This is a genomic window from Glaciihabitans sp. INWT7, assembly GCF_014217685.1.
Classification (GTDB): Bacteria; Actinomycetota; Actinomycetes; order Actinomycetales; family Microbacteriaceae; genus Lacisediminihabitans.
The window spans coordinates 1,174,420-1,190,637 of record NZ_CP043653.1 but is presented as its reverse complement, the minus strand read 5'-3'; the positions used below and the strand labels follow the sequence as shown (position 1 = coordinate 1,190,637).

Genomic DNA, 16,218 nt, shown 5'->3' with positions numbered 1-16,218 from the left:
TTCTAGTCCACCGTTACGTAGTCGGGGCCGCTGTAGTGGCCGGAGTTGAGTTTCTGGCGCTGGAGCAGCACGTCGTTGAGCAGGCTCGACGCCCCGAACCGGAAGAGGTGCGGCTGCAGCCACTCCTCGCCGACGGTCTCGGCGACGGTCACCAGGTATTTGATCGCGTCCTTCGAGGTGCGGATGCCTCCGGCCGGCTTGACGCCGATCCTCTCGCCGGTGAGTCGGTACCAGTCGTTCACTACCTGGAGCATCAGCAGCGTGACGGGAAGAGTCGCGGCGGGAGCCACCTTGCCGGTGGAGGTCTTGATGAAGTCCCCTCCGGCGAGGATCGCGAGCCAGGACACCCGGCGCACGTTGTCATACGTCGTGAGTTCGCCGGTCTCGAGGATCACCTTGAGGTGCGCGAAGGAGCCGTCCTCTCGGCGGCAGGCCTCCTTCACCGCGACGATCTGGTCGAAGACGAGGCCGTAGCGGCCGGAGAGGAAGGCCCCTCGGTCGATCACCATGTCGATCTCGTCTGCGCCGAAGCGCACGGCATCCTTCGTGTCGGCGATCTTCACCGGGAGCGAGGCGCGCCCGCTCGGGAAGGCTGTGGCGACGGCGGCGACGTGGATGCCCGCCTCACCCCCGGCGGCCCCGAGCGCCTCGACCGCGTAGGGCACCATGTCGCCGTAGACGCAGACCGCAGCGACGCGCGGCGTCGTCAGATCGGAGGGGTCCGGGATCATCGCCTTGGCGACGAGCGACTGCACCTTGCCCGGGGTGTCCGATCCTTCGAGCGTCGTGAGGTCGATGAGCTCGATGATGCGGTCGAGCGCCCAGGCCTTGGAGGTGGTCTTGATCGACCGGGTGCCGAGAGAGGCGGCGCGGGCTTCGAGGCCGACGGCATCCACCCCGGTCAGCCCTTCGAGATGAAGCCGGAGGCTCTTCTCGGTGAGGTCGCCGCCGATGAGCTGGATCGCTCGTTCGGCCGGCGCGAGAGGCACGGCGACGAGAGGTGCCGCCTGGTGGATCGTCATGGTTCAGCTTCTTTCCTTGATCGTGGTGCTGGAGTCTTCCGGATCGAGCACGGCTCGCGCCGTTGCCTCGTCGGTGATGAGGACGGAGCACAGCGCACTCGAGACCACAGCGCGGGCGATGGCGTGCTTCGACTCGCCCGAGATCACGGCGATCGCGACGGCCGCAGCCCTCAACTGCTCGAGAGAGACGCCCACAGTGCGCCCGTCGAGTTCGTGGTCGACGATGTTGCCATCGCCGTCGATGTAGCGTCCGACGACGTCACCGACGGCGCCGCGGGCCACCAGCATCGCGATGTCTTCCCGGCTGAGGTAGCCGCTGTCCACGAGCACCGAGCTCGCGTCGGCGACACCGGCACTGTAGAGATAGGCCGCTGCCCCGGCGGCTCGCTCGAGCACCGCCGCGACCGTGCGGTCGGCTTCGATGGCGAGGCGGGTATCGCGATGCTCGAGGATCGCCGGGCTCGGCAGCAGGGTGGCGTGCCCTCCCCCGGAGCGCGCGATCGAGACCGCGGTGGACGCGGCGGTGCCCGAACGACGGTTGAGGCTGACGCCCCCGTTGATCTGCACGACGTCGACGCCGCGAGCCCATCCCTCGGGGAGATGTTCGGCGATCGAGTCGAGCGTGCGTCCCCAGCTCACTCCGAGGGTGCCCGGCACCGGCCGGAGGGCCCGCAGGTAGTCCGCTGCCGCTTCTGCGACGCGATCGGCCACGCTCGACCCGTCGGCGGGCGACGGAACGACCACGGCATCCGCCAGAGAGAAACGATCGCGCAGCTCGCGCTCCATCGACAGTTTGCGGGCCCGGGGATGAACGATCTCGATTCGCACGATTCCCAGTTCTCTGGCCTGGGTGAGCAGTCTGCCGACCTTCCAGCGAGTGAGTCCGAGTAGGGAGCCGATCTCGTCCTGGGTCTTGCTCTCCTCGTAGTAGAGCTCGGCGGCGCGCACGGAGAGCATCTCTGTCGATGTCGTCATGTCGCGCTCCCGTCGGTCTCTGACTCCCACGTTAGGCCCTGGGAAAGCGTCCTTCAACATCTGCGCAGCAATTGCTCATGTGAGCAGAGGTCTTGCGTCGAGTGCTCACCCGAGCAGCGCATCAGCCCGGGGAGTTCACCGAACGGGCCGTCGTGCCTCCGACTCCGGTGGTGCCGTCAGAGTGCGAGGCGACCTTCGCCCAGTCGACCGGATGCCCGTGAAGCAGCCTCTCGAGTCGGTCGAGACTGGTCTGCCATTCGCCGCGCACCGCGGTGGCGAACGCGGGCTCGATGCCAGAGTCGACCCGGAGTTCGAGTTCGGTGCTCGAGCCGCGGAAGCCGCCGGGAATACTGCCGAGGATGAACTCGATCCGCCCGCGATTGTCGGTATCGACCCGCAATCTCCGGGGCGCCTCGATCTCGGACACGGTGGCCGTGGTCGACTGGCCCGCTCCGGAGCCCGGCCAGCGGAGCTCGAAGGCGAGCACTTCGGTGTCCGTCTCATCAGCGTGAGCCGCGGGGAGCATCCGCACCTCGCCCAGCCAACCGGCAAGCAGATCCGGGTCGACAAGGGCGTCCCAGACGATGACCGGCGGCAGGTCGATCGTGCGCTGAAAGATCAGTTCGGCGGCGGGCACGCCGTCAACTTTACGCCGGGAGCCGTCCCATAAGCTGGTGCCATGACGACGAAGACGCCGAATATCCCTGCGGCCGCGAGCGGCAGATCCCGGCCGCGACCCGCCGTGATCCTCGACATCATCGTCGCGATCGCATTCAGCCTCGTCGGCCTCATCTTCATGCTCGCGCTGGCGAGTTTCTATGCGGACCAGTTTCTGCTTCCGGTGTTCGGCATCTTCACGAAGATCCTCGCCGTGGGGTCCTGGTTCGCCGGCACCGCCCTGTTCATCTTCTTCGAGGTGCGCGGGCGGTGGGCGTTCTACTGGCCGCTGGTCGGCATCGTGGCGATGTTCGCGTTCTACTACCTCGTGCTCTTCATCGCGTCGCGGGTAGCCGCGTGAGCGCGATCTTCGCCCTCGCCGTGGATGTCGGGGGAACCAAGGTCGAAGCGGCCCTCGTCGATCCCGATGGCGTCGTGCTCCCGGGCAGCCGCTTTCGGGCGCCGACCGGTGCGGAGCGGGATTCCGCGGGGCTCGCGCTCTCCGTCGATGAGGTCGTCGGTCTCGCGGCTGCGGCCCTTCCCGTCGGTGCGACTCTCGTTGGCGCGGGGATCGGATCCGCGGGGCCGGTGAACGAGCTCGAGGGACGCGTCTCCCCCCTCAACCTCGGGGTGTGGCGCGAGTATCCTCTTCGCGACCAGGTCGCGGCGGCCCTTCCCGATGTGCCCGTGCTTCTGCGCATGGACGGCATCTGCATCGCGCTCGCGGAACACTGGGTTGGCGCCGGTCGCGGCTACGACAACGTGATGGGGATGATCGTCTCGACCGGCATCGGCGGCGGGCTCATCCTGCACGGCAACACCGTCTCCGGCCCGACCGGCAACGCGGGCCACATCGGCCACGTCGAGGTCGCCGGCTTCGACGACCCCTGCCTTTGCGGCGGGATCGGATGCGTCGAAGCCATCGCCTCTGGTCCGAAGACCGTCGCGTGGGCGCGGCGCCAGGGTTGGACGGGCACGACGGGCGAGGAGCTCGGCGCGAGCTTCCGGGCCGGCGATCCGATCGCCGCCGCCGCCATCGAACGCTCGGGCCGCGCCATCGGACAGGTCATCGCGTCCGCGACATCCCTCGTCGACCTCGAGATCGTCGCGATCGGCGGAGGCTTCTCGCAGGTGACGCCGGTGCTGTTCGACCACATGCGCACCGCCATCGCGACCCGCTGGCAGTTCGGCTTCGTGACGAAGGTGAAGGTCGTGCCTTCCGGGCTGTCGAGCGACGGTCCGCTCATCGGGGCCGCAGCGCTCGTGCACCGCCCCGAGGTCGTCGGCTGACCGATTCCCCACGGCCGGCGTCGGATCCCTAGGTTGTCGGCCCGATCGGAGTCGTGCGCTCCGGCATCCCGAGCAACTGGCGCACCCGGGCCTCGTCATGGGTCATCTGGGTGACGAGCTCCTCCACGCTGGCGAACTTCTCCATGCCGCGGATGTATTCGACGAAGGCGATCTCCACGGTCTTGCCGTAGAGATCGAGATCTTCGTCGAGCAGGTGTGCCTCGATCTGTTTGTCGGGCACCCCGACGAAGGTCGGATTGTTGCCGATGGAAACCGCGGCCGGCATGGTGCGCCCGTCGACAGTCGCGTAGGCGGCATACACCCCGTCTGCCGGCACGTAGCCCTCGACGGCTCGGGCGAGATTGGCGGTCGGGTATCCGAGCTCGCGACCTCGGCGCTCCCCCGGCACCACGATCCCGCGCACGGTCGGCAACCGCTCGAGCAGGGACGCCGCCTCGGCGACCCGGCCTTCGGCGAGCAGGTCGCGAATCCAGGTGGACGAGATCACCCGGTCACCGAGGGGACGCACTGCCTCGATCATCCGCACCTCGAATCCGTACTCGAGACCGAGCCGCTCGAGCAATTCGATGCTGCCGAGTCCACGGTGTCCGAATTTGAAGTCGGGACCGATGAACACCAGCTTCGCGTGAAGGGTGCCGACCAGCACATCCGTCACGAAGTCCTGGGGCTCCTGCACGCTGAAGTCGTGGGTGAATTCGATCATGACGACGGCGTCGATGCCGGTGGTCTCCAGAACCTCACGCTTCTGTTCGTTGCTCGTGAGACTCTCGGGGCGGGCATCCGGGCTCAACAGAGCGAGCGGATGCCGGTCGAAGGTGAGCACCGTCGAGACGAGTCCCGCCTCGGCGGCTTCGAGACGCAGCCGTGCGATCACGCTCCGGTGCCCGGAGTGGACCCCGTCGAACTTTCCGATGGTGACGGCGGAAGGCCCGAAGTCGGCAGGAACCTCGGCGAGGGATGCGAAGAACTTCATGCCGGCACATCCGCCTCGACGGCGGTGGGGCGCCGGGCGCGCAGATAGAGCAGGCCGAGCACCGGGAGTACGAGCGGGATGAGCAGATAGCCGAGTCCGTAGGCCGACCAGACCGTGGCCTCCCGACCGAAGGGATTGATGCTGTGCAGGCCGAGCAGCCCGGGAGCGACGAGGCTGATGGTGCCGACCACCAGCACTCCGACGAGCTCGAACCCGATGGTGAGGCGCGCGACCCGGTACCACGCGGCTCCCGGGGCGACGAGCGCGACCGTCGCGACGATGTACACGACCGCCGAGAGCGCCGAGAGCGAGAACGCGAGCGGTGCCTCGGCGAAGCGGTCGATGATCTGGAACACCGAGCGACCCGTCGCGGCGAGAGCGAGGATTCCGTAGACGGCCACGAGCACCCGCCCGATTCCGAGTGATCTGGTCCGCGCCGGGCGGGGAGAGGAGTTGGCAGACATCACTTCAAGATTAGGCCACCTGGAAGACCCAGATTTGATACATGCGATAGACCATCACAGCGACGGCGAGGCAGACGACGCCGAGCACGACGGTCGCCCAGCGATTGCGCTCCAGCAGCGCCCAGAATGCGGCGAGAGGGGGCAGCAGGAGGGCCGAAACCAGATAGATGTAGAACTCCGGCAGGCTGCCGCGCGGCGGATTGCCGACGAAGGGGACCACGATCGCCACCACCAGCTGGGCGACGAGGAGCAGCTCCACGAGCGCTGTCGCGCCGAGCGAGTAGTCATTGGGCTGTCGGCCGAGAAGGCCGAGCGCGAGGCAGAACAGGCCGGCGGCGATGGCGATCCACACCTGCACCCAGGTGAACCACTCGATCACGACGTCACGACCGGTGCGGTGAGGATGTCCGGCGGAAAGTTCACGATCGGCTTGCCGACGCCATTGGCGAACTCCAGCAGGCCGACCAGTCGCCCGTCCGGCGCGATCGCCGCGACGGGCCCCGGCGCACCTTCCGGACGATCGGCGACGAGTCGCTTTCCATGGCCGAGGTCCACCGCCTGGTCGGAGTCGAGCGCGAGGACCGGGAACAGTCCGGCCGCGATGGTGGCCGGCGAGAGCAGTGCTGCGCCCACATCGAGCGATTCGAGCTCCGCGGCATCCGAGACGCTGAATGGGCCGATCATGCTTCGCCGGAGAGCGGTCAGGTGACCACCGACGCCGAGCGCGGCACCGAGGTCTCGGGCTATCGCGCGGATGTAGGTGCCCGAGCTGCAGCGCACTCTCACATCGAGATCGTAGAAGCCCTCGTGTCGACGCGAGGCGAGCACTTCGAGGGCGGAGACGGTCACGGAGCGCGGCGCCAGCTCGACGGTCTCCCCCTCGCGCACGAGACTGTAGGCCCGTTTGCCGTCGACCCTGATGGCGCTCACGCTGCTCGGCACCTGGCTGATCGCCCCCCGCAGCGGCAGGAGCGCGGCGGAGATCGCCGCCTCGGTGAGGCTCGCGACCGCCTCGGGCTCAGCCACCGCCGTCTCTTCCCCCTCCGCATCGTCGGTGTTGGTCGCGGCCCCGAGACGGATGGTCGCGAAGTACTCCTTGTCGAGCCCGACCAGGTAGGTGAGCAGTCGGGTCGAGTTGTTGATGCCGAGCACGAGGAGGCCGGTGGCCATCGGGTCGAGAGTGCCGGCGTGACCCACCTTGCGCGTCCCCGCACGCTTTCGGGTGCGCGCCACCACGTCATGACTGGTGATTCCCGCGGGCTTGTCGATGAGCAGGATGCCGCTGCGGCCGAGTGCCTCGGTCACGCGAGCGAGTCCCTGGCGGAAGGGGAGGGAGGATCCGAAACGGGGATCGTGAGGCTTCGCATCAGGTCGAGCTTCTCGGGGAAGGCCGCCGTGAGGAGCTCTCGGGCGCTCGGGTCTCGATCGAATTCGTCAGTCATCCGCAGTCCGATCATGGTATTGATCAGCATGCCACCCGAGAGGAAGTTCTGCGATTCGTCGACGGTGAAGCCCGCTTCGTCGCGCAGAAAACTGTAGACGCGGAGAAAACCCTCGCGGGCCACCGGGCCGACGCCGGCATCCCCGCCGAGCACGAAAGCGTGCATGAGCGAGAGCAGGAGACCCCGATGCGCCGCGAGTCCCACGTAGGCGAGGCCTATCCGTCGTGACACCGGCACCTCGGATTCCTCGGCGAGCGCCGCCCGGAAAGCAGCGAGCAGCGTGTCGAGCGCGCGATGCAGCACCTCGACGAAGAGCTTCTCCTTTGTGCCGAACATCCTCACCACGTAGGGCTGGCTTACCGCGGCCGCCCGCGCGATCTCCGCGGTCGTGGTGCCGACATAGCCGTGATCGCCGAACACCCGCATCGCCGCGTCGAGGATGAGCTCTCGACGCTCTCCCGCCCGCATCCTGGTCAGGGGCACATCAGTCTCGGTCTCGGGGAAGCTCACTCTTGACATGTTATCAGCCGATAACTAGGGTCCTGTTAAGTAATCATCCGATGCCTTAATCCGGAGGACCCATGACCATCACCGTTGCCGCCGAGCCGCCCATCCGCACGGCGCAGAAGCGCATCCCGATCTGGCTGGCCATCGTCGCCGCATCGCTCCCGATGTTCATGGCGACCCTCGACAACCTCGTGATGACCAGCGCACTGCCGGTCATCCGCACCGAACTCGATGCGGGCATCGACGAGCTTCAATGGTTCGTGAATGCCTACACCTTGAGCTTCGCCACCTTCATGCTCATGGCCGCAGCGCTCGGAGATCGACTCGGACGGCGCTCCGTCTTCGTCGCGGGCATCGCGCTGTTCACCGTCGCCTCCGCACTCTCCGCGGTCAGCACCGAACCCTGGATGCTCATCGTCACCCGCGCCATTCAGGGGGTCGGTGCCGCCGCGCTCATGCCCCTGTCCCTCACCCTGCTCGTCGGCTCGGTGAGCGAGCGAATGCGTCCGCTCGCCATCGGCATCTGGGGAGGCATCTCCGGGCTCGGCGTCGCGCTCGGTCCGCTCATCGGCGGTGCCGTCGTCGAGGGCTGGAACTGGCAGGCGATCTTCTGGATCAATGTACCCGTGGGGATCATCGGCATCCCCCTCGCGCTTCTCGCACTCCCCAACGGTTTCGGCGCGCGGGTTCGGGCCGATGTCGTCGGACTGCCCCTCGTGGGTGTGGGGGTTCTCGGGCTGGTCTACGGCATCATCCGCGGCAACGATGCCGGATGGGACAGTGCGGAAGTGCTCGGCTCCCTGGTGGGAGGTGCTGTGCTTGTCGGCGCCTTCGTGTGGTGGGAGGGGCGGGCATCCGCTCCCCTGCTCCCATTGAGGCTGTTTCGCAACCGAAGCTTCAGCGTGGCCAATCTCGTCGGGCTCAGCTTCAGCTTCGGCATGTTCGGCTCGATCTTCATCCTGATCCAGTTCCTCCAGATCGTGCAGGGGCACTCCCCCCTCGAAGCGGGAGTGTTGACGATGCCCTGGACGCTCGCCCCGATGGTGGTCGCCCCTCTCGCCGGGCTCGCGGCCTCACGCGTCGGCACCCGGGTGCTCATCGTCGCCGGACTCCTCTTCCAGGCGGTCGGTGTGTTCTGGCTCTCCCGCACCATGAGTGTGGACGCCTCCTACAGCAACCTGGTCGGCGCCTTCGTCTTCGCCGGCATCGGCATGGGGCTCGTCTTCGCACCCTCGTCGACCGCTGTGCTCGCGGGGATCGCCGAGCCGGACCGGGCCAAGGCGAGCGGCACCAATTCGACCCTCCGCGAGATCGGGGTCGCCCTCGGGATCGCCGTTCTCACCGCGGTCTTCACCGGCGCTGGTGGGCAGCTCACCCCCACCGGCTATGTGGATGCCGCGATTCCGGCGGTCACCGTCGGGGCGGCGGTGCTGCTCGGGTCGGCCGTGGTCGCCCTCTTCCTCCCGTCCCGGCGGGACTCGATTCCTCCCCGGTGAAGCGTCGTCGCGCCGATCGCTAGGATCGGGGCATGAGGGTAGCGGTGATCGGGGCCGGCGCAATCGGCGGCACCATCGCCGGTCTTCTCGCGCGGGCAGGGCACGAGGTGCAGGTCGTCGCGCGCGGCGAGCAACTCGCCGCGCTCGCGGACACGGGGCTGCGGCTCACCGGAGGTTGGGGCGACTTCACGGTGCGTGTCGACGCCGTCGAGGCCCTCACCATCTCCCCCGACATCGCCTTCCTCACCACCAAGGCGCAGGATGCCGCCGTCGCCCTCCGAGCGAACGCCGAACTGCTCATCGGCATCCCCGTCGTCGTCGTGCAGAACGGCCTCGAGGCCATCACGACCGCGAAGCGAGCGGCTCCCCGATCCGATATCGTCGGCGGGCTGGCGCTCTACGCCGCGTCCTATCTGTCTCCGGGCACGATCACCATCACCACGACAGGGCCGACATTCCTCGGCGGCCCTGTGCTGCCGGCGCTCTACGCCTCGAAGATCCTCGGTGCCGTGATGCCGGTGGAACTCACCGACAATTTCGAAGGCGCCCAATGGACGAAGCTCATCGTCAACCATGTCAACGGGTTGTCAGCCGCCACGGGCCTGAGCGTGCAGGAGGTCATCGGCAACCGTGACCTGCGCGCGATCATGACCGAGACGATGCGCGAGGCCGTGCGGGTGGCGCGGGCCGCCGGCATCGAATTCGCTTCACTGCAGGGACTCTCGCACTCACGACTTACGGCATTCGCCCGAGTTCCACCCGTCATCGCGCAACTGCTTCCCCTGCTGATGAAGCGGCGGATGGGATCGCGACCGAACCCGGGATCGACGCTCCAGAGCATCCGTCGCGGCCAGCCCACCGAGATCGACTACCTCAACGGAGCCGTCGTGCTTCGCGGGGAAGCCGTGGGGGTGGCGGTGCCGGTGAGCGCGGAGCTCGTGGCCATGGTTCACGAAGTCGAACGTGCCGGAGAATTCCTCCCGGTGGCCACTGTCATCGACAGGATGACGGTGCCCCTCGCCCGGTAGCGGGTGCTGGCCGCAATCGTCCGAGGCGACGTCCACGCCCTAACAGGAGTCGGCGAAGACCCGTCTCGGGTGCTCGAGATCCCGGTTGTCGATGATGCTCGACGCGGCCGTCCGCGGGCTGGTCTCGGAGAGATAGAGCTCCTGACCCCCGCGATACCGTTCGACGTTCTCGGTGGGTCCGTCGCGGCCAAGCATGCGCTCTTCCGCGAGTTCGCGGGGAACGTCGAGCCAGATCGAGTAGTTCCAGAGCCCGGCGAGCTCCGGTCGGTTGAGGAAGACGCCGTCGACTACGAGGATGGCGTCCTTCGGGCCGGTGCGCCACTTCGACTGCACGGCGAGGTCCCGCGCCCGATCGAAGGCCGCCGTCACGAAAGCCGTGCTGCCTCCCATTCGGAACGGCTCGAGCAGCACGCGCCGGAAGGTCGAGTAGTCGAAGGAGTCCCGGTAGTAGCCCTCGGGCGAATCGGCGCCGCGCGCCAGACGTTCGGCCTGGGAGCGGTGGAAGTCGTCGATGGATGCCCGGAATACCGAGCGTCCCGTTGCGGTGAGCGCGACGGCGAGGTCGTCGGCGAACGGGCCTGTGCCTGCGCCATCCATCCCGTCTACGGCGACGACGACGCGTCCACCGGCGTAGAGGGAGACGATCTCGGCGGCGAGTGCGTCGAGCACATCCTTTTTTTCGGGCTGCCATCTGGCCATGGTCGCTAGCCTACGCCGCGGCGCCCATCACGAGCTTTGCTTCGTAGAGTGGAGGGGTGAGCATCGCGCCGGCCGTCAACGAATGGTTCGTCGCCAACCAGCGGGATCTTCCCTGGCGCCGCGCGGGTTTCAGCGCCTGGGGCACCCTGGTGAGCGAGATCATGCTGCAGCAGACGCCGGTGGTGCGGGTGATCCCGCGATTGGAGGAGTGGCTGCGACGCTGGCCGGACCCGGCGTCGCTCTCCGCGGTACCCTCCGGCGAGGCGGTGCGGGCTTGGAACCGGCTGGGCTATCCCCGTCGCGCGCTGTACCTCCACGCGGCAGCGGTGGCCATCACCGAGCGCCACGGCGGAATCGTGCCGCGTGATGTCTCAGAGCTCCTCGCGTTGCCCGGAATCGGCGACTACACCGCGCGAGCGGTGGCGGTCTTCGCCTTCGGAGACCGGCATCCCGTTGTCGATACCAATGTGCGAAGAGTCATCGCCCGCGCGATCGACGGCAACGCCGATGCCGGTCCTCCGTCGACGAAGCGGGATCTCGCCGCCATGGAGGCGCTGCTGCCGGCCGACGACGAGGGTGCGCGAACCTTCAATGCCGGGGCGATGGAACTCGGCGCGATCGTCTGTACCGCTCGCGCGCCCCGGTGCGATGAGTGCCCCCTTGCGGCGGTGTGTGCCTGGCGAGCGGCAGGCTACCCGGACTACGAAGGCCCGCGAAAGCAGGTGCAGAAGAAGTTCGAGGGTTCAGATCGGCAGGTGCGTGGTCTCATCCTCGCCGAGTTGCGGGCCTCGGATGTGCCGGTGCGGGCCACCGAGATCGACACGGTCTGGGCGGATGATGCACAGCGCTCCCGGGCGCTCGCCGGCCTGCTCGCCGACGGGCTGGTGGTGGGGTCACCCGCGCACGGCTACGAACTGCCCCAGTAGACGCGGTCGTCTTTGGGGAGTTGACTTGAGCCGTGCCAGAGCTCCCCGAGATCCATGCGATGGTCGCGGACCTGGCCGCCCGGTTGGAGGGGCGCACCGTCGACCGGTTCCAGGCCCTGTCGTTCGCGGCGATGAAGACCTTCGACCCGCCCGCGACTGCCCTCTCTGGCGAGGTCGTACGGGGTGTGGGACGGCACGGAAAGTACCTCGACCTCGAAGTGGGTGACCTCCACCTCGTCATGCATCTTGCCCTGCTCGGCTGGATCCGCTGGCGCGAGGATCCGCCACCTCCTCCGTCGCGCCTCGGCAAGGGGCCGGTGGCCGCGAGACTGGTGCTCGATGACGGGTCCGGGCTCGACATCACCGAATTCGGCACGAAGAAGAGCCTGGCGATCTGGATCGTCCGCGACCCGGCAGAGGTGCCCGGCGTCGCGCGACTCGGACCCGATCCGCTCGATCCCGCCTTCACGCTCGAGGCCTTCGCGCAGATCCTCGCCGGCGCGGGCCGGGCGCAGATCAAGGGTGTGCTGCGCAGCCAGTCCCTGATCGCGGGCATCGGCAACGCCTACTCCGACGAGATCCTGCACACGGCGAAGATGTCGCCGTTCAAACCTGCCTCGATGTCCGAGGATGAGACAGCGCGGCTCTTCGCGGCGCTGCAGTCCACGTTGCGCGGCGCGATCGCCCGCGCGGAGGGGCTTTCCGCCTCCGAGCTGAAGAAGGAGAAGAAGTCGGGACTGCAGGTGCACGGGCGCACCGGGCTGCCGTGCCCGGTCTGCGGCGACACCGTGCGTCAGGTGATCTTCGCCGACTCGACGTTCCAGTACTGCCCGACCTGCCAGACCGGCGGCAAGCCGCTGGCAGACCGGGTGCTGTCACGCCTGTTGAAGTAGTCGGTCTCGATACGGCCCTGGAGGAAATACCAGACGGCAGCGCGAGCAGCCCGCTTCAGCGAGCGCATCGAGACCCGCGGGCCAGACGGTCAGTCTTCGTCGTCGTCTGCGATAACCCGGGGCTTGACGTAGGGATCCTCGTCGCCGGCGTACTTCGCGGTACTGCGCAGCCCGCCGATCTCGCTGTCGCGGCTGGCCGCTTCGGCGAGCAGCGCCTCGATGTGCTTGGCGTTCTCCGGCACGGCGTCGGCGATGAATTCGAGCGAAGGGGTGAGCCTCGCGGTGATGTTCTTGCCGACCTCGCTGCGCAGCATCCCCGTTGCCGACTTCAGGGCGATCGCGGAATCCGCACGCTCCTCGTCGGTGCCGTAGACCGTGTAGAAGATCGAGGCGTGCTGCAGGTCGCCCGTCACCTTCACATCGGTGATCGTCACGAATCCCAACCGCGGATCCTTGAGCCCTCGCTCGAGAGTCTTCGCGATGATCACCTTGATGCGGTCCGCCATCTTGGCGGCGCGAGCCGGGTCAGCCATTGTTCTTCCCTTTTCCTTCTCAAACAACTGGTAGCGGACGGCGGAGGCCGGTGCCCGGGTAAACAGGCTTGCGGAGCTTGCGGAGCTCCGCCTGTGTCCGGGCACCGGCCGTAGCCGGCTGCGGACGGGTGTTAGACCCGGATCTTCTCTTTGAGCTCGATCGTCTCGATCTCGTCGCCGATCTGGATGTCGTTGAACTTACCGAGACCGATACCGGCCTCGAAGTCCGTGCGCACCTCGGTGACGTCGTCCTTGAATCGACGCAGCGACTCGATGGCGAGGTTGTCTCCGACGACGACACCATCGCGGATGACGCGAGCCTTCGCGTTTCGAGTGATGGTTCCACTGCGCACGATGACACCGGCGACGTTTCCGAACTTGGAAGAGCGGAAGATCTCGCGGATCTCGGCGACACCGGACTGCACCTCTTCGAACTCGGGCTTGAGCATTCCCTTGAGGGCGTTCTCCACGTCCTCGAGGGCCGCGTAGATGACCGAGTAGAAGCGCACCTCGACACCTTCACGGGCCGAGCGCTCGCGCGCCTTCGTGTCGGGGCGCACGTTGAATCCGATGATGATCGCGTTGTCGATCGTCGCCAGGTTGACATCGCTCTCGGTGATCGCACCGACACCGCGGTGGATGATGCGCAGCTGCACGCTGTCGTCCACCTCGATCTTGAGCAACGACTCTTCCAGCGCCTCGACGGCACCGGAGACGTCACCCTTGATGATGAGGTTGAGCGATTCGACCTTGCCGTCTTCGAGGGCCTTGGTGAAGTCCTCGAGGCTGATGCGCTTGCGGCTGCGGGCGAGCAGGGCGTTGCGCTCCGCTGCTTCGCGCTTCTCGGCGATCTGGCGGGCCGTGCGGTCATCGTCGGTGACGAGGAAGGTGTCACCGGCGCGGGGAACGGAAGTGAGTCCGAGCACCGAGACCGGGCGGGCGGGCGTGGCGAACTCGACTGCCGTGCCGTTCTCGTCGAACATCGCGCGAACGCGGCCGTAGGCCGTTCCGGCGACGATCGCGTCTCCGACCTCGAGGGTTCCCGACTGGATGAGCACGGTCGCGACCGCACCTCGTCCCTTGTCGAGCTTGGCCTCGATGGCGACACCGCGCGCGTCCTTGTTGGGGTTCGCGCGCATGTCGAGTCCGGCATCCGCGGTGAGCAGAACTGCCTCGAGAAGATCGGGGATGCCGATCTTGTTGAGGGCGGAGACGTCGATGAACATCGTGTCCCCGCCGTACTCCTCGGCGACCAGACCGAATTCGGTGAGCTGCTGGCGCACCTTGGCGGGGTTGGCCCCCTCCTTGTCGATCTTGTTGACCGCGACCACGATCGGCACGTTGGCGGCCTGCGCGTGGTTGAGGGCCTCGATGGTCTGCGGCATGATGCCGTCGTCCGCCGCGACCACGAGGATCGCGATGTCCGTGACCTGCGCGCCTCGGGCGCGCATCGCGGTGAACGCCTCGTGGCCCGGGGTGTCGATGAAGGTGATGGCGCGTTCGATGCCCTCGTGCTCCGTCATGACCTGGTAGGCACCGATGTGCTGGGTGATTCCCCCGGCCTCACCGGCCACGACGTTGGCATTGCGGATCGCGTCGAGAAGGCGCGTCTTTCCGTGGTCGACGTGACCCATGACGGTGACCACGGGCGGGCGGGCCTCGAGGTCGTCGTCGGTCTCGTCGTCCAGCTCCTGGTCGAGGTCGATGTCGAAGCCGCTGAGCAGCTCGCGATCCTCGTCCTCCGGAGAGACCATCTCGATCTTGAAGCCGAGCTCCTCACCGAGGATGTCGAAGGTCGCCTCATCCAGGGATTCGGTCGCGGTCGCCATCTGGCCGAGGTGGAACAGCACGGTCACCAGGTTGCCGGGGCTCGTGTCGATCTTGTCGGCGAAGTCGGTGATCGATGCGCCACGGCGCAGACGGATGGATGTCTTTCCATCGCCACGGGGAACGCTGACGCCACCGAGCGAAGGAGCTTCGCGGAGTTCGAATTCCGCCCTCTTCGTGCGCTTCGACTTGCGCGCCTTGCTCTTGCCGCCACCGCGACCGAAGGCACCAGCGGTGCCACCGCCGGGTCCGCGACCGCGACCGCCGCCGCCGGCGGGGCGGTTCGGGCCGAAGTTCGAGCCGGGAGCTCCGGCAGGAGCTCCACCGGGACGGAATCCACCGGCACCGGCGGGACGTGCCCCACCGGCTCCACCGGGACGGAATCCACCGGCACCGGCCGGACGCTGTCCGAATCCACCGGGACGCTGAGCCGCCTGGCCCGGTCCACCGGGACGCGGGGCGCCGGGGCGCGGAGCGGACGGACGAGGGATGCCGGTCGCCGAGGCCGGCGGACGGGTGTTCATGCCCTGCGTGGACGCATAGGGGTTGTTGCCCGGGCGGGGCGCGCCGGGACGCTGCATCCCCTGGGTGCTCGCGAAGGGGTTGTTTCCGGGCCTGGCCGTTCCGGGGCGCGGGATGCTGGATCCCTCGGCGGCCGGAGCTGCCGGGGTGGCCGGGGTCGCAGCCGGGGTCTCGGCTACCGGGGCCGCGGGGGCCGCCGGGGCGGGACTCGGTGCCGGAGCCGCAGGAGCCTCGGCGACGGGGGCGGGAGTGGGGCGGGCGGGGGCGGCGGGGGCCGCCGGGGCCGCGGCCTTTTCGGGCGCCTTGATGCCATCGGCCTCGAGGGCGGCGCGCAGCTTGCGAGCTACCGGAGGTTCGATGCTGGAGGACGGTCCCTTGACGAACTCGCCCATTTCCTTGAGCTTCTCAAGGGCTTTCTTGCTGTCAATGCCGAGTTCTGCTGCGATCTCGTGCACGCGTGGTTTTGCCACAGTGTTCTCCTTATCGGGCCGACTCCCGATGAGGAGAAGGCCTTAATTGTGGACGGGTCTCATTTCGAGCCGCTCATTAGTTGTCCATTGGTCAATCAGCCTGTTCGTTAGGGCGTTCCGGATGGAACGCCGACTGTGTCATTCATGGTGAGACCGGCAATTTCTGCCAGGAATCCCGTTGTGCCGAGTGCACCTTCCGCGCGAAGTCCCCGCGCAATCGCCTTACGAGCGACCGCGGTTTCAGCACAGCGGGTTGTCGGATGCACCCAGGCGCCTCGGCCGGGAAGTGTTGCGGATACATCCACAACGGCTTCGCCATCGCGTGCAACTACCCTCACGAGGAGGGATCTGTCAGCACGTTCGCGGCAGCCGAGACAGGTTCTAACAGAGATCATCTTATCCCCTTCTGCAACAGCGTGCCGAGGCGCGCCATTCCGCGAGCCGAGGCATCCGCCCCACCGCACTGAACGGGA

Annotated in this window: 18 protein-coding genes; 6 read left to right on the top strand and 12 right to left on the bottom strand. The window is 67.6% G+C overall.

The features are described 5' to 3' along the window. Positions 1-2: 2 nt before the first annotated feature. The 3 genes from deoC to F1C58_RS05850 all read right to left on the bottom strand — a co-directional run bounded on the left by deoC (position 3) and on the right by F1C58_RS05850 (position 2,634). Complete coding sequence (gene deoC, locus F1C58_RS05860; protein ID WP_185203381.1) at positions 3-1,022, bottom strand: deoxyribose-phosphate aldolase; 1,020 nt, start codon at positions 1,020-1,022, stop codon at positions 3-5. A gap of 3 nt (positions 1,023-1,025) precedes the next feature. Then, positions 1,026-1,997, bottom strand: a complete 972-nt coding sequence (locus F1C58_RS05855) for a sugar-binding transcriptional regulator (protein WP_185203379.1) — start codon at positions 1,995-1,997, stop codon at positions 1,026-1,028. Positions 1,998-2,118: 121 nt separating this feature from the next. Further along, positions 2,119-2,634, bottom strand: coding sequence for an SRPBCC family protein (locus F1C58_RS05850; RefSeq protein ID WP_185203377.1), 516 nt, complete (start codon positions 2,632-2,634; stop codon positions 2,119-2,121). A 42-nt stretch (positions 2,635-2,676) separates the two neighbouring features. Here F1C58_RS05850 and F1C58_RS05845 point away from each other — a divergent pair, with 42 nt between their 5' ends. Beyond that, positions 2,677-3,015 carry a hypothetical protein gene (locus F1C58_RS05845; protein ID WP_185203375.1) on the top strand — a complete coding sequence of 113 codons (339 nt, stop codon included), beginning with the start codon at positions 2,677-2,679 and terminating at the stop codon, positions 3,013-3,015. Beyond that, the gene (locus F1C58_RS05840; RefSeq protein WP_185203373.1) at positions 3,012-3,944 is read left to right on the top strand and encodes an ROK family protein; all 933 of its coding nucleotides are present in this window, start codon (positions 3,012-3,014) and stop codon (positions 3,942-3,944) included. Before F1C58_RS05845 ends, F1C58_RS05840 begins: the two co-directional genes overlap by 4 nt. A gap of 28 nt (positions 3,945-3,972) precedes the next feature. On the opposite strand, the gene F1C58_RS05835 is transcribed toward F1C58_RS05840, so the two are convergent. The 5 genes from F1C58_RS05835 to F1C58_RS05815 are packed head-to-tail and all read right to left on the bottom strand — an operon-like array spanning position 3,973 to position 7,354. Then, positions 3,973-4,938, bottom strand: coding sequence for a bifunctional riboflavin kinase/FAD synthetase (locus F1C58_RS05835; protein ID WP_185203371.1), 966 nt, complete (start codon positions 4,936-4,938; stop codon positions 3,973-3,975). Then, positions 4,935-5,402 (bottom strand): hypothetical protein, encoded by a 468-nt coding sequence (locus F1C58_RS05830; RefSeq protein ID WP_185203369.1) that lies wholly within the window; start codon positions 5,400-5,402, stop codon positions 4,935-4,937. Before F1C58_RS05830 ends, F1C58_RS05835 begins: the two co-directional genes overlap by 4 nt. A gap of 10 nt (positions 5,403-5,412) precedes the next feature. Beyond that, a complete protein-coding gene (locus F1C58_RS05825; RefSeq protein WP_185203367.1) occupies positions 5,413-5,781 on the bottom strand; it encodes a hypothetical protein in 369 nt (122 codons plus the stop codon). Continuing rightward, on the bottom strand, positions 5,778-6,707 hold the full coding sequence (gene truB, locus F1C58_RS05820) for a tRNA pseudouridine(55) synthase TruB (protein ID WP_185203365.1): 930 nt from the start codon (positions 6,705-6,707) through the stop codon (positions 5,778-5,780). The genes F1C58_RS05825 and truB overlap by 4 nt, the downstream gene beginning before the upstream one ends. Next, positions 6,704-7,354 (bottom strand): TetR/AcrR family transcriptional regulator, encoded by a 651-nt coding sequence (locus tag F1C58_RS05815; protein ID WP_219732043.1) that lies wholly within the window; start codon positions 7,352-7,354, stop codon positions 6,704-6,706. The genes truB and F1C58_RS05815 overlap by 4 nt, the downstream gene beginning before the upstream one ends. A gap of 71 nt (positions 7,355-7,425) precedes the next feature. Between F1C58_RS05815 and F1C58_RS05810 the strand changes: the two genes are divergently transcribed. Both F1C58_RS05810 and F1C58_RS05805 read left to right on the top strand, forming a co-directional pair. Continuing rightward, entirely contained in the window at positions 7,426-8,847 is a 1,422-nt protein-coding gene (locus F1C58_RS05810) for an MFS transporter (RefSeq protein ID WP_185203362.1), read from the top strand. 32 nt (positions 8,848-8,879) lie between these two features. Further along, positions 8,880-9,875: a ketopantoate reductase family protein gene (locus tag F1C58_RS05805; protein ID WP_185203361.1), complete on the top strand. Its 996-nt coding sequence runs from the start codon at positions 8,880-8,882 to the stop codon at positions 9,873-9,875. 39 nt (positions 9,876-9,914) lie between these two features. Here the strand turns inward: F1C58_RS05805 and F1C58_RS05800 are convergent, their stop codons facing one another. Continuing rightward, a complete protein-coding gene (locus tag F1C58_RS05800) occupies positions 9,915-10,574 on the bottom strand; it encodes a uridine kinase (RefSeq protein WP_185203359.1) in 660 nt (219 codons plus the stop codon). 56 nt (positions 10,575-10,630) lie between these two features. Here F1C58_RS05800 and F1C58_RS05795 point away from each other — a divergent pair, with 56 nt between their 5' ends. Then, positions 10,631-11,500, top strand: a complete 870-nt coding sequence (locus tag F1C58_RS05795; protein ID WP_255461288.1) for an A/G-specific adenine glycosylase — start codon at positions 10,631-10,633, stop codon at positions 11,498-11,500. 32 nt (positions 11,501-11,532) lie between these two features. Beyond that, positions 11,533-12,393 carry an Fpg/Nei family DNA glycosylase gene (locus F1C58_RS05790; RefSeq protein WP_185203357.1) on the top strand — a complete coding sequence of 287 codons (861 nt, stop codon included), beginning with the start codon at positions 11,533-11,535 and terminating at the stop codon, positions 12,391-12,393. Positions 12,394-12,482: 89 nt separating this feature from the next. Here the strand turns inward: F1C58_RS05790 and rbfA are convergent, their stop codons facing one another. From rbfA to F1C58_RS05775, 3 genes are all read right to left on the bottom strand, one after another. After that, on the bottom strand, positions 12,483-12,926 hold the full coding sequence (rbfA, locus tag F1C58_RS05785) for a 30S ribosome-binding factor RbfA (RefSeq protein WP_185203355.1): 444 nt from the start codon (positions 12,924-12,926) through the stop codon (positions 12,483-12,485). A 131-nt stretch (positions 12,927-13,057) separates the two neighbouring features. Then, complete coding sequence (gene infB / locus F1C58_RS05780; RefSeq protein ID WP_185203353.1) at positions 13,058-15,745, bottom strand: translation initiation factor IF-2; 2,688 nt, start codon at positions 15,743-15,745, stop codon at positions 13,058-13,060. Positions 15,746-15,852: 107 nt separating this feature from the next. Further along, the gene (locus F1C58_RS05775; RefSeq protein WP_185203351.1) at positions 15,853-16,140 is read right to left on the bottom strand and encodes a YlxR family protein; all 288 of its coding nucleotides are present in this window, start codon (positions 16,138-16,140) and stop codon (positions 15,853-15,855) included. Positions 16,141-16,218 lie beyond the last annotated feature (78 nt).